General features: G+C 76.1%; 10 protein-coding genes. 6 read left to right on the top strand and 4 right to left on the bottom strand.

The window, feature by feature from the left end:
• Positions 1–7 precede the first annotated feature (7 nt).
• A complete protein-coding gene (locus FB586_RS09375) occupies positions 8–736 on the top strand; it encodes an anaerobic ribonucleoside-triphosphate reductase activating protein (RefSeq protein ID WP_246036673.1) in 729 nt (242 codons plus the stop codon).
• An 18-nt stretch (positions 737–754) separates the two neighbouring features.
• Here FB586_RS09375 and FB586_RS09380 read toward each other — a convergent pair whose 3' ends face one another.
• Positions 755–1,849 carry a hypothetical protein gene (locus tag FB586_RS09380; protein ID WP_136519086.1) on the bottom strand — a complete coding sequence of 365 codons (1,095 nt, stop codon included), beginning with the start codon at positions 1,847–1,849 and terminating at the stop codon, positions 755–757.
• On the bottom strand, positions 1,846–2,427 hold the full coding sequence (locus tag FB586_RS09385; protein ID WP_136519087.1) for a SigE family RNA polymerase sigma factor: 582 nt from the start codon (positions 2,425–2,427) through the stop codon (positions 1,846–1,848). Before FB586_RS09385 ends, FB586_RS09380 begins: the two co-directional genes overlap by 4 nt.
• A 169-nt stretch (positions 2,428–2,596) precedes the next feature.
• Between FB586_RS09385 and FB586_RS09390 the strand changes: the two genes are divergently transcribed.
• Both FB586_RS09390 and FB586_RS09395 read left to right on the top strand, forming a co-directional pair.
• Positions 2,597–2,932, top strand: coding sequence for an STAS domain-containing protein (locus FB586_RS09390; protein WP_136519088.1), 336 nt, complete (start codon positions 2,597–2,599; stop codon positions 2,930–2,932).
• Between the two features lie 138 nt (positions 2,933–3,070).
• Positions 3,071–5,392, top strand: coding sequence for a sodium-translocating pyrophosphatase (locus FB586_RS09395; protein WP_136519089.1), 2,322 nt, complete (start codon positions 3,071–3,073; stop codon positions 5,390–5,392).
• A 129-nt stretch (positions 5,393–5,521) separates the two neighbouring features.
• On the opposite strand, the gene FB586_RS09400 is transcribed toward FB586_RS09395, so the two are convergent.
• Together FB586_RS09400 and FB586_RS09405 are read right to left on the bottom strand one after the other, a co-directional pair.
• Complete coding sequence (locus tag FB586_RS09400; protein WP_136519090.1) at positions 5,522–6,181, bottom strand: hypothetical protein; 660 nt, start codon at positions 6,179–6,181, stop codon at positions 5,522–5,524.
• Between the two features lie 271 nt (positions 6,182–6,452).
• Positions 6,453–9,437, bottom strand: coding sequence for a glycosyl hydrolase (locus FB586_RS09405; protein ID WP_136519091.1), 2,985 nt, complete (start codon positions 9,435–9,437; stop codon positions 6,453–6,455).
• A 162-nt stretch (positions 9,438–9,599) separates the two neighbouring features.
• Between FB586_RS09405 and FB586_RS09410 the strand changes: the two genes are divergently transcribed.
• From FB586_RS09410 to FB586_RS09420, 3 genes are all read left to right on the top strand, one after another.
• Positions 9,600–10,301, top strand: a complete 702-nt coding sequence (locus FB586_RS09410; RefSeq protein ID WP_168800520.1) for an endonuclease/exonuclease/phosphatase family protein — start codon at positions 9,600–9,602, stop codon at positions 10,299–10,301.
• 64 nt (positions 10,302–10,365) lie between these two features.
• Positions 10,366–11,934, top strand: a complete 1,569-nt coding sequence (locus tag FB586_RS09415; RefSeq protein ID WP_136519093.1) for a DUF7059 domain-containing protein — start codon at positions 10,366–10,368, stop codon at positions 11,932–11,934.
• A 241-nt stretch (positions 11,935–12,175) separates the two neighbouring features.
• The gene (locus FB586_RS09420; protein ID WP_136519094.1) at positions 12,176–13,135 is read left to right on the top strand and encodes a putative endonuclease domain-containing protein; all 960 of its coding nucleotides are present in this window, start codon (positions 12,176–12,178) and stop codon (positions 13,133–13,135) included.
• The last annotated feature ends 102 nt before the right edge of the window (positions 13,136–13,237 follow it).

A 13,237-nucleotide genomic window follows, 5' to 3' on the forward strand; every position in this document is an offset into this window, starting at 1 on the left:
GGGCACGGTGACGACCGCTCACGCCCTGACGGCGTGCCCGCCCGCCGCGGGCGCACCCGGGCCGCAGGCCGACACGCTCGCGATCGCCGGGCTCACCCGCCTGTCGACCGTCGACTGGCCGGGGCGGCTCGTCGCGACGGTCTTCCTGCAGGGCTGCCCCTGGCGCTGCACGTACTGCCACAACAGCGCGATCCTCGACCCGCGCACGCCCGGGACGGTCCCCTGGCAGGACGTGCGCGACCTGCTGGCCCGCCGCCGCGGCCTGCTCGACGGGGTCGTGCTGTCCGGCGGGGAGCCCACGCGGCAGGTCGGCGTGGTGGCGGCGGCCCGCGAGGTGCGCGAGGCGGGGTTCGGCGTCGGGCTGCACACGTCGGGCGCCTACCCGGCGCGCCTGCCCCTGCTGCTGCCGTACGTCGACTGGGTGGGGTTCGACGTCAAGGCGCCGGCCCGCCTCTACCGCGCGATCACGCGCACGGGCGGCGGGACCACGAGCGCCGACCTGGCGTTCGCGGCGCTGCGGACGGTGCTGGACAGCGGCGTCGACGTGCAGGTCCGCACGACCGTGGACCCGACGGTCCTCACGGACGACGACGTCGCGGAGCTGACCGGGGTGCTGGCCGACCTCGGCGTCCGTGACCACGTGCTGCAGCAGGTGCGGCCGGACGGGACGACGGCGGAGTACCGGCAGGCGCTGGCGGCGGCGCGGGCGGCCCGTCCGGGCCCGGCGGGCGGCTGACGGGCCGGGCGCCCGAGGTCACCGCGGGCCCGGGTCGTCGGTCCGCACCAGGTACGTCAGCGTCGGCCGCCCCGACGGCGCCTGGCCGCGCAGGACCTGGACGCGCCACCCGTCACGCTCGTGCCGGAACCACGCTCCGTCCTCGCCCGGGTCGTGGCCGGGGTCGCCGGCGACCTCCCGCAGGAGCGCCTCCGCCTCGCCGAGCGCGTCCTCCTCGGGCCTGTCGAGCTGCACGACCCACCTGCCCGGATCCGGCTGACGCACCGAGACCAGCTCCCCGCCGGCGAGCGGGACCGACCCGGGGAAGCCCGCGGGCAGCCCGGTCGGCGGCGCCCCCGCCGGCCTCGCCACCGCCAGCGTCCCCGCCGCCGTCGCCGCCCGCACGGTGGACCCCGAGCCGGCGCGGTCGAGCAGGAGCAGGCCGTAGTCACCCGCGGGCAGGCGGGCACCCGGGTCGTCGCACCGCGTCAGGCCCACCGTGAGCCGGTGCGTGACGACGGCCTCGTCCTGGTCGACCCCCTCCGGCAGGAAGCGCTCGACGGTCGTCCCGGGCTCGGGCTCGTACCACGGGTCGGTGTCGACGAGGTCGGCCGACGCGGGCGACACGGCGACGACGACGCCGTCCTGCTCGAGGACGGCGGTCAGGGGCGCCGTCTCCGCGTCCGGCAGGACGAGCTCGTGGGCGGGCACGTCCTGGTCCGCCCCGCGCCAGGCGAGCAGCACGGCGCTCGTGCCGCCCCACGAGCCCAGGTGCTCCGAGCCCGAGGGCGTCTGCTCGAACTGCGAGACCGAGGCGACGTGCAGCTCGGCCAGGCGGGCGTCGGGTGCCGGGAGCCGCGCCACGGACGACCCGCAGGTGCCGGGGGCGGCGTCGGGCCGGGCAGCGACCACGGGGCCCGACGCGAGCCCCGGCCCCACGAGCGCCGCGGCGCCCGCCGCGCTCGCCGCCACGGCGCCGGCCGCGCCCGCGCGCACGGCCCGCCGGCGCCGCACCCGCGCCGCGATCCGGTGCACGGTGAGGGTCGCCGTCGGGTCGGCGGGCTCGACCAGCGCCGTGGCGCGGCCCGCGGCGTCGGCGATCTCGGTCAGGGCCAGGTCCAGGCGTGTGCTCATCGCGGCCTCCGGGGGGTGAGGAGGGAGTCGTCCGGGTGCTCGGCGTCGTCGGCGTCCGACCCGTCGCGCCCGGAGACGGGGCCGAGCCGGGCCTCCAGGGCGCGTGTGCCGTCGGACAGGTAGCGCTTCACCGCGCCGACCGACAGCGACAGCACGTCGGCGACCTGCGCGACGGTCAGGTCGTCGAAGTGGCGCAGCACCATGCACGCCCGTACGCGCGGCGGGAGGGTCGCGAGCGCCTGCTGCACCGTCAGGCGCGTCGTGACGACGTGCTCGGGGCCGGCCTCGGGGCCGTCGGACGGGCTCGCCTCCGGGACGACCGTCAGGTGCCGGATCGTCGCCCAGTGCCGCCGCCGGCGGAAGCCGTCGACGTACGTCGTGAGCACCGCGCGCCGCACGTACGCCTCGGCCGAGACGACCTCGCGCGTGCCGCGCCCCCGCGTGAACGTGCGCACGAGCGCGTCCTGCACCAGGTCCTCCGCCTCGCGCAGGTCGCCCGTCAGCAGGTACGCGTACCCGACCAGCGCCCGCCCGCGCGTGCGGACGAGCTCGTCGAGCGCGTCCTCCCAGCTCGCCACGGGCACCTCCGCGTGTCCGGCACGCCCCCGGTGGCCGCGCTCACCCTGTCAGACGGGCGGGCGGGCCGGAAGGTTGGGTGCAGGGCCGTCCGGGTGACCTGGGCCGCCCCTGTGGCGGCGTCGCCGGCGGGTGCTTGAATTCTCCGGTCGGTCCGTGGGGAGGCGTGGCGTGGACGTGCAGGTGGAGCAGGAGGTCGTCGGCGCGCGCACGGTCGTGCACGTCGCGGGCGAGATCGACGTGGCCAGCGCCGACCTGCTGCGCGAGCGGCTCGCGCGGACCGTCGCCGAGGGCGGCACCGACCTCGTCGTCGACCTCACCGGCGTGACGTTCATGGACTCCACCGGACTCGGCCTGCTCGTCGGCACGCTCAAGCGCGTGCGCACCGCCGGCGGCCGGATGGCCCTCGTGCTCGACGCCGAGCCGCTGCTCAAGGTCTTCCGCATCACCGGGCTGCACCAGGTGTTCACGATCCACCCCACGCTCGACGAGGCGCTCGCCGGCTGACCACGGCCCCGCCGGAGGTCACGGACCGGTGCGACCCACGTCACACCGTCTGGCTAGACTTCGCCGGGTCCGGCGGCAACGGGGCCGTGCGGACCCGGCGCGCACAGGGGGTCGCGCCGCAGGTGTCGAGGAGGACGCATGCAGCTCGGTGCCACGAGCATCACGATCGTCTCCGCCATCGCCGTGATCGCGGTGGCAGCCCTGGTCGTCGCGGCGGTGCTCCGGCGCCAGGTCCTCGCCGCCGGCGAGGGGACGGTGTCGATGCAGCAGATCGCGCAGGCCGTGCAGGAGGGCGCGTCGGCGTACCTGCGCCGGCAGTTCCGCACCCTGGCGCTGTTCGCCGCGGTGGTGTGCGCGCTGCTGTTCCTGCTGCCGGGCGACGGGGGCGTCAAGCTCGGGCGCTCGCTGTTCTTCCTCGTCGGCGCCGGGTTCTCCGCCGCGATCGGGTTCCTCGGCATGTGGCTCGCCACGCGCGCCAACCTGCGGGTCGCCGCGGCGGCGTCGCAGCCGGGCGGGCGGGCCGAGGGCGCGCGGATCGCGTTCCGCACGGGTGGCGTCGTCGGCATGGCCGTCGTCGGGCTCGGCCTGCTGGGCGCCGCGGTGGTCGTGCTCGTGTACGGCCAGGAGGCCCCGGCCGTGCTCGAGGGGTTCGGCTTCGGCGCGGCGCTGCTCGCGATGTTCATGCGGGTCGGCGGCGGCATCTTCACCAAGGCGGCGGACGTCGGCGCGGACCTGGTCGGCAAGGTCGAGCAGCACATCCCCGAGGACGACCCGCGCAACGCGGCCACGATCGCCGACAACGTCGGCGACAACGTGGGGGACTGCGCCGGCATGGCGGCCGACCTGTTCGAGTCCTACGCGGTGACCCTCGTGGCCGCGCTCATCCTCGGGCGGGCGGCGTTCGGCGAGGAGGGCATGGTCTTCCCGCTGATCGTGACGGCGGTCGGTGCGCTGGTCGCGGCGCTCGGCGTCGCCATCACGCGCGTGCGGGGCTCGGAGAGCGGGCTCGCCGCCATCAACCGCGGCTTCTACGTGTCCGCGCTGGTCGGGGTCGTGCTGGCCGCCGTCGCGGCGTTCCTGTACCTGCCGTCGACGTTCGCCGCGCTGTCGGGCGGCACGGCCGGCCTCGAGACGCACGCCGGCGACCCGCGGCTCGTCGCCTCGGCGGCCGTGCTCATCGGCGTCGTGCTCGCGGGCGTCATCCTCTGGGTCACCGGCTACTTCACGGGCACGACGAGCAAGCCGACGCTGCACGTCGCGCGCACGACGCTCACGGGCCCGGCGACGGTCGTGCTCTCCGGCATCGGCGTCGGCTTCGAGTCGGCCGTCTACACGGCCGGCATCATCGCCGCCGCGATCTGCGGGGTCTTCCTGCTCGCGGGCGGCTCCGTGCCGCTCGCGCTGTTCCTCATCGCCCTCGCGGGCTGCGGCCTGCTCACCACGGTCGGCGTCATCGTCGCGATGGACACGTTCGGGCCGGTCAGCGACAACGCGCAGGGCATCGCGGAGATGTCGGGCGACGTGACGCCCGAGGGCGCCCAGATCCTCACCGACCTCGACGCGGTCGGGAACACGACGAAGGCCGTCACGAAGGGCATCGCGATCGCGACCGCCGTGCTCGCCGCGACGGCCCTGTTCGGCTCGTACGCGGACGCGGTCGCCACCGCGCTGCGCGAGGTGACGGGCGAGGTCGGCGACGACCTGGTCGTGGCGATGATGTCCTACGACATCATCAGCCCCGTCACGCTCGTCGGCGTGATCCTCGGCGGCGCCACGGTCTTCCTGTTCTCGGGCCTGGCGGTCGACGCCGTGACCCGCGCGGCGGGCGCCATCGTCTTCGAGGTGCGGCGCCAGTTCCGCGACAACCCCGGGATCATGACCGGCGAGGTGCGTCCCGAGTACGGCAAGGTCGTCGACATCTGCACCCGTGACTCCCTGCGCGAGCTCGCGACCCCCGGCCTGCTCGCCGCGTTCGCCCCCATCGCGGTGGGCTTCGGGCTCGGCGTCGGGCCGCTCGCGGGCTTCCTCGCCGGTGCCATCGGGTCCGGCGTGCTCATGGCCGTGTTCCTCGCCAACTCCGGCGGGGCGTGGGACAACGCGAAGAAGATCGTCGAGGACGGCAACTACGGCGGCAAGGGCTCGCCCGCGCACGACGCGGCCGTCATCGGCGACACCGTCGGGGACCCGTTCAAGGACACCGCCGGCCCGGCGATCAACCCGCTCATCAAGGTGATGAACCTCGTGTCGGTGCTCATCGCCCCGGCCGTCGTGCTGGTCTCCGTCGGCGACGACGCGAACCACACCGTCCGGCTCGCGATCGCCGTGGCCGCGACGCTCATCGCGTTCGGCGCGGTCGTCGCGTCCCGGCTGCGCGCGGCCCGCGTGGACCGCGAGGGGCGGCTCGAGCACGAGACGGCCGCCGGCGGCGCCGCGCCCGCGGAGCAGCAGCGGGTGGGCTGACCCCCTCGTGACGCAGGAGCGCCCGGCCCCCTCGGGGGACCGGGCGCTCCTGGCGTCAGGGGTGTGCGTCGCACGCTGGGCCGCGTCGCAGGACCGTGGTGCCGCGGGCCGCGGCACCACGGTCGCGGGTCAGCGCCGCAGCGTGATCTCGCTCGAGATCGGCTCGACGCCCTCGACGGCCTCGGACGTCGTGACGAGCGTCAGCGTGTCGTCGGTGCACGTGATGGTCGAGGTCGTCGGCGGAGCGGCGGCCATCATGCCCTCGGTCGAGCCCTCGGGGATCTCGAGGGGCTCGCCGTTGACCGTGCCCGAGGTCGTCACGGTCAGGCCGCTCGTGTCGAGGTCGGACAGCGTCAGCTGGTCGCCCGCGACCGCCCAGCTGCCGGTCATGGTGCCCTCGGAGGTCGAGTCCGTGACCATCTCCATGCCCTCGGCGGACATCGTCACGCCCGACGTCATGTCGGAGGTGGCGGTGAACGTGCCGCCCTCGGCGAACTCGTACGACATCGTGCCGTCCAGCGTCATCTGCATGTCGCCGACCTCGGCGCCGCCGAGCAGCTCCTGCATGGACTGGGCCATCGCGTCGGTGTCGACGTCCCAGGTGCCCAGGACGCACTCCTCGTCGCCGCCGCCCGCGGGCTCGTCGTCGCCCGCGTCCTCGGCCGGCGCGTCCGCGCTCGCCGACGAGCCGGCGCCGGCCTCCGGCTCGGCGGCGTCGTCGCCGCCGGAGCAGGCGGTCAGCAGGAGGGCGGTGGCGGCCGCCGTGGCCAGGGCGAGCGAACGACGCAAGGGGGCTCCTCGAGAGGCGTGCGGGCGCGCGGGCGCACCGCATCGGAGTGGGGGTCGTGGCCAATCTACGCGGACCCGGCGCTACCGGGCGCGCCGTGGGCGCAGGGCGACACCCGTTCGGCGGCAGGACGCCGCGGGACGCCGCAGAGCGGTGCAGGAGGCCGCAGGGCGGTGCCGGGCGGACCGCCGGCCCGGGTGCGGGCTGCACCCGGGCCGGCGGCGGACCGGACGACGAGGAGGAGGCCGGTCCGGCCGGCGTCGTGGCGGTCCCTCAGCGCACCTCGACGTCGTCGATCACGTGCTCGCCCGCGTTGAGGTACAGGTGCAGGCCGCGGACGTCGGCCAGGCCGGCCGCGCACTCCGCCGGGAGCGTCGTCAGGTCGACGACGACGTCCTGCGCGGGACCGGGCACCCAGCCGGTGGGGGCGGTCTCGCACCACTGCCACGACGGACCGACCTGCAGCGCGAGCTTGGTGTCGAAGCCGGTCGTCGCGTCGGCGTCGAACACCAGCGCCGTCCGGCCCGTCAGGTCAAGCGCGGCGCCGGTGCCGACCCACGTGCCGTCCGCGCCGGCCGCGACCGCGAGCGCGCCGTCCGCCGCCGTCGCCGTGCCGCTCATCGCCGTCCAGCCGTCGGTGCCGTCGGCGAAGTCGAACAGCACCGTCGGCTCCAGCGGCTCGGGCAGGGCGTCGAGCCGGTGCAGGGACCGCGCCAGGTCCTGGCGGAGCACCGGCCCCAGCGCGCCGAACCGCGTCGGCGACGCGGGCTCGACGACCCCGGTCTGCGTCGCCCACAGCACGGCGGCGCGTGCGGCGCGGGGGACGTCGGTGAACGGCAGGTCGCCCTCGACCTCGGGCTCGCCGGCCAGCCGGTGCAGCCACACGGCCGCGGTCGTCCGGTCCAGCGGCACCCACGGCAGGAACAGCGGCAGCGGGCGGCTGTCGGCGACCTGCTCGGCTGCGAGCCACTCGACGGCCGCGAACGACGGGTGCCGGCGCGGGACGTCCCAGAACGTGGGCCGGCGGACCGTCGGCGCGGCGTCCTCGCCCGCGTAGGCGTACAGCCAGTCGGCGGCGTCCTCGCGGAGCACCACCCGCTCGGGCCGGAACGTGCCGTCCGCGTACCCGTCGACGCCCTGCGCGTGCAGCCACAGGACGTCCGCCTCGTACGGGTGGCCCTTCGGCACGTCGGAGAAGAGCGGCGGCGGCTCCGTGCCGGGCAGCGCCGCGATCGCGTCGAGCACGACCGAGCCGGACGTCGCACCGTCCTCGGCGGCGTTGACGTACACGTTGAACTGCTCGACGGTGCGCAGGTCCTCGTCGGTGATGCGCCGGTCCGCGTTGGCGGTGTCCCACGGCGCCGGTCGCCAGTCGACGAACGGGATCGTCACCTGCTGCGGCTCGTCGCCGGCCAGCGACGGGTACGCCTCGTAGGAGACGCCGCCGGCCTTGAGCTGCAGGACGAGCCGGTTGCCCGAGGCGTCGGGGTCGACCCAGACCGTCAGCTCGTTGAAGTCCGACCAGTCCCCGTCGAGCTGCTTGCCGACGCCGGTGTACGTCTGCGTCGCGAAGTCGTAGTCGAGCCGCAGGGCCTTCGTGCCCTGCCCGACGCTGCCGGTCTCGAGGCTGATCGTGTTCGCCCCGTAGGTGACGTACTCGGCGCGCAGCGCGGTGTCGTCGCCGTAGCCCTCGAAGTCGTCCACGACGCCGGGCGGGAAGGCGGGTCGCGGGCCGAGCACCACCCGGGACGTCTCCGTGAGCGCCACCTCGCCGCCGACGAGGACGCGCGCGGTCACGGTGGCCGTGCTGTTGTCGAGCTGCTCGGCCGGGACCGTGAGCTCGCCGGTCCACCACAGGCCGCCGTCGTGCGCGAGCTCCACGACCTGCTCGTCGCCGCCGCGCGTCACGGTCACCTCGACGGCGTCGGCGTCGAGGTTGTCGACGGCCACCCGCAGCGTCGTCGGGCTGGTCGCGACGCGGGCGCCGTCGGCCGGGCTGACCACGTGCACGAGCGGCGGCTGCGGCGTCGTCGTGACGTCACGGCCGAAGACGTCGGCCACGTCGAGGTCGCCGGACATCGCGGTGAACGGGTGGTCGACGAACGCCTGGAAGTCCGGCACCAGCGGGTCGTCGCCGACGGGCACGAAGTGCTGGCCCGCGTCGAAGTTCGCCCACGTCTGCATGTACGCGTTGCGCCGCGCGCCCGGGTCGGCCTCGATCGCCGCGAGGACCTTCGTGAACCACTCCTCGGGGTTCGCGCCGTTCGTGCCGACCCCGCCCGTGACGCCGAACTCGGTGAACGCGGACACCTTGCCCTTCTCGTCCGCGAGCCGGGCGATCAGCGCGAGGTCCGCGACCAGGCCGTCGAGGAACGCCTGCGAAGCCGTGTCGTCGTAGGTGTCGAGCCCGAGCACGTCGACGAACGCGTCGCCCGGGTACGTCCGCAGGTACACGTCCTCGTCGCCGCCGAAGCCGCCGCCGGGCGTCCACGCGTAGAGGAAGTTCTCGACGCCCTTGACGTCGCGCAGGTACTCGACGGTGTAGCGGTAGAGCTCCCGGTACTCCCCGGGCGTGCCGAACGCCGCGCCCCACCAGAACCACGAGCCGGCGTTCTCGTGCCAGGGCCGGAAGACGATCGGGATCAGCTCGCCGTCGGCGTCGCGGACCTCGCCCGCGAGCGTCGCGATGTCGTCGAGGTAGGCGTTGAGGTCGTCGTGGTGGGAGCCGCCGGGCAGCACCGCGCGCAGGGCGTCCCCGGAGGTGTCGTAGAACGAGCCGCCGGTGACGAAGTTCTCGATGTGGGCGCTGATCGTGTTGACGCCGCCGATCGCGTGCGCCTTCTCGATGTACTCGGCGAACAGCGCGATGTTCTGCTCCGTGGTGTTCGTGGCGGTGCCCGGGCGCTCGTCACCGGCGATGATCAGCGTGTCCCAGCCGAACACCGCGGGGAAGTCGCCGTACTCGTTCGCGACGTCGGACGTCGTGCCGTCCGGCTCGCCGATCGTCAGCCCGAACGACGTCGAGTGCTGGTGGCCGACGAGGATCTCCTCGCCGCGCACGCCGTCGAGGTAGGAGAACAGCGAGCGGGTGGCGGCGGTGGCGTCGGGGTCGACGATCCGCACCGCGTCGCCGGCGGCGACCGGTGCGGGGCCGGTGCCGGCGGCGGGCGTCGCGAGCAGCCCGACGCCGAGCGCGGTGGCGGCGGCGCACGCGGCGGCGAGGACGCGGCGGTGGGCAGGGGTGGCGCGGTTCGGCATCGAACCTCCCGGGGAGTGCGGCCGCGCCGTCGCGACCGGACAGACTTCGTCAACCTACCGAACTAAGTCCGGATGGGACAGAGGGCAGGAACCACGCGAATCGCTTCGCCCGACCGGCTAGCCTCCCGGGCGGACAGCAGCCACCGATCCGCCGGAGGAGCCGTGCCCTCTCCCGACCGCCGCACCCTGCGGGTCATGACGTACAACCTGCGCGGCCTACGCCAGGAGGTCGACGCGCTCGTCGACGTCGTGCGCACCGCCCGGCCCGACGTGCTCGCCGTCCAGGAGCCGCCCCGGCGGCTGCTCGGCCGGTGGCGGCTGCGCCGGTTCGCCGCGCGCACGGGGCTGCGCGTCGCCGTCTCCGGCGGGGGAGCGCGGACCACCGCCATGCTCGTGGCCCCCCACCGCTCGGTGCACGACGCGCGCGCCCTGCGGCTGCCGTGGCACCCGGGGCTCACCCGCCGCGGGGTCGCCGTGGCGCTGGTCGACGGCGTGCGCGTCGTCGTCGTGCACCTCGGGCTGCGCGCCGACGAGCGGGCCCGTCACGTGGAGCTGCTGACCGGGCGGCTCGCCGGCGCCGCGTCGGGCGGGCCCGTGCTGGTCGCGGGCGACCTCAACGAGCGCCCCGGCGGCCCGTCCTGGACCGCGCTCCTCGCCGCCGGGACCGGGCTGCAGGACGCGGCCACGGCCGCCGGAGCCGACCACCCCACCTACCCCGCCGACGCGCCCCGCATGCGCATCGACGCCGTGCTGGTCGACGGGCGGATGGACGTCCGCGCGGCCCGCGTGCCGGACGACGCCCCCGTGGGGGTCGCCAGCGACCACCGGCCGCTCGTGGTCGACGTCGCCCTGCCCGCGGCCTGACCGCACCCGCCGCCGGGCCGTCGGCGCCCACGCCCGACGCGGCCCACGCCCGCGTCCTGCGACGATGGCGGGTGTGAGCGCACACACCACCCCCGACGCCCCCGTCGTCGACGACGCCCTCGTGGCCGCCCTGCGCGAGGACCTCGGCGCCGCCGGCTACACCGTCGACCACGTCGAGACGCTGCTCGGGCCGGTCGCCTCGGGTGCGCTGCACCGCGGCGAGGCCCTGCCGGCGCTGCGCGCGACGGCGGGCGCCGACGACCCCGTCGCGGCCCTCGTCCGCACGTTCGTGCTCGGCGCGCCCGTGCCCGCTCGCGCGCTCGCCGCCGCGCTGCCGACGCTCGGCGTCGACGGTGCCCGCCGCCTCGGGCTCGTCACGACGGCCGGCGCCGGCGACGACGACGAGGTGCGCGCCGTCGTCGACCTGCGCCCGTACGCGGCCGTCGACGGCGCCGGCGAGGCCGCCTGGTGGGTCGTGTCCGACCTCGGCGAGCTCGCCACGGGGCGCGCCCTGCGCACGGACCACGTGCTCGGCGTGGGCGGCGCGTCGGTCACCCTCGCCCAGGCGACCGTGCGCGGCCCGCGCGGCCGGGTCCTCGACCTGGGCACCGGCTGCGGCGTGCAGGCGCTGCACGCCGGGCGGCACGCGCAGCACGTCGTCGCCACCGACCTGTCCGCCCGCGCGCTCGCGTTCGCGCGGTTCACGACCGCGCTCGCGGGCCTCGGGCCCGACCGCGTGGAGCTGCGCCAGGGGTCGATGCTGGAGCCCGTCGCGGGCGAGGAGTTCGACCTCGTCGTCAGCAACCCGCCGTTCGTCATCACGCCTCGCCGCCCCGACGTGCCCGCGTACGACTACCGCGACGGCGGACGCTCGGGCGACGACCTCGTGCGCGACCTCGTCACGGGCGTCGGCGACGTGCTCGCACCCGGCGGCGTCGCGCAGCTCCTCGCGAACTGGGAGGTCCGCCGCGGCGAGCGCTGGGACGAGCGGATCGGCGCGTGGGTCGACGCCGCCGGCCTCGACGCGTGGGTCGTCCGCCGCGACGAGCAGGACCCCGCCGAGTACGCCGAGACGTGGATCCGCGACGGCGGCACCACGCCCGCCGACGGCTCCGCCTGGCGCGACCTGTACGGCGCGTGGCTGGACGACCTCGGCTCACGGGACGTGGAGTCGGTGGCCTTCGCGGTCGTCACGCTGCGCCGCCCGGTCGCCGGCGCGCCGACGCTGCGTCGCCTCGAGGACCGGACCGGTCCCGTCCGCCAGCCCCTCGGGCCGGTCCTCGCCGCGGGGCTGGAGGCCCACGACGCGCTGCGCCGGCTGGACGACCGCGCGCTCGCGGACGTGCGGCTCCAGGTCGCGGGCGACGTCACCGAGGAGCGCTACCTCGAGCCCGGTGCCGTCGACCCGAACGTCGTGCTGCTGCGCCAGGGCGGCGGCTTCGGCGTGACGGTGCGCGCGGGCACCGCCCTCGCGGCCTTCGTCGGGGCGTGCGACGGCGAGCTCACCACCGGGCAGATCGTCGCCGCGCTCGCGGCGCTCCTCGACGTGCCGGCCGCCGACCTGGCCGCCGAGCTCCTGCCGGCGGCCCGCGGCCTCGTCGCCGACGGCCTCCTCCACCTCCCGACCCCCTGACGGGCTCCCTCCTGCCCCGATCCACCCCGTCGTCCCACCGTCCCGCCGGGTCGAAGCCGGAGTTGTCCACGTGACGTGACGTCGTCACGCGGAGAAGTCCGGGGTCGATGTCGGGGCGGCTGTCGACTGGGGAGAGGGAGGGGGAGGGGGTGGGGCGTCCACAGGGGTGCCTCGGGGCGGTGCGTCCACCGACATGACCCGTCCGGCACCACGGGGAGCGGTGCCGTGGTGTCGTCCCGGTGTGCGTCCCCCCGCCCCGATCCCTGCCCCTCTGCTGCGCACCGCCCTGCGCCAGGAGGGGCTCCTGTCAGCGCGGCAGTGCGACGAGCAGGGCGTCGACCACGGGCGACGTGCCCGCCTCGTCCGCAGCGGTCGGCTCCTCGCGGTCCAGCGCGGGGTGCTCGACGCCGCCCCGACCCTGACCGCGGCTGCTCCCGCCCGTCTCGTCGTCGACCCTGCGCAGCGTCGGCGGCGCGCCGCGTGGCTCGCTCTGCTCGCGACGGGGCAGGACGCGATCGCCGTCGGCGCCTGTGCCCTCGCGCTCCTCGGGGTCGAGGGGCTGCCGCAGCACATCCGGCCGGAGGCGGCACTGCCGGGAGCGAGCCACCGACGTCCCCGCGGGTCGGTCGTCGTCCGGTCCTTCGACGCCGGCATGCCCGTCGTCGTGGTGCGCGGTGCCCGCGTCGCGCCTCCGCTGTGGGCACTGGCGCAGGCGGTATGCGAGCTCGATCGTGACCACGCCGTCGCACTGCTCGACTCCGCGCTGCACCGCAGGCTGCTCCCGCGCGGCGTCGACCCGGTCCGCCACCTCCTGCGAGGCCGGCGCGGCGCTGCGTCCGTCCGTCCGTGGCTCGATCTCGCGGACGCCCGCTCCGCCTCACCGCTCGAGACCTGGGCCCGACTGCAGTGCCACGACGCCGGCGTGGGCCCGGACGAGCTCCAGGTGCCGGTCCGGCGCGCCGACGGACGGGTGGTCGCCCGGGGCGATCTGGGCTGGTGGATGCGGGACGGACGCCTCCTCGTCGTCGAGCTCGACGGGGTCGGACCCCACGGGACGCCGGACGCACTCTTCCGCGACCGCGCCCGGCAGAACGCGATCACGGCCACCGGCCGCGTCGACCTGCTGCGCTTCACAGCGCGCGATGTCCTCCGCGGCGACGTCGTGGCCCCGGCGGTGGCCGCCCACCTGGCCCGTGCCTGACCCCTTCCTCCCCTGCCGGAGGCGACGAAGCCGGACTTCTCCGCGTTCACCGCGGCGACGGCGCGGACAAGTCCGGGTTCGGCCGGGCAGGCGAGCCGGAAG

It is taken from the genome of Cellulomonas telluris, assembly GCF_004886325.1.
Taxonomy (GTDB): Bacteria; Actinomycetota; Actinomycetes; order Actinomycetales; family Cellulomonadaceae; genus Cellulomonas; species Cellulomonas telluris.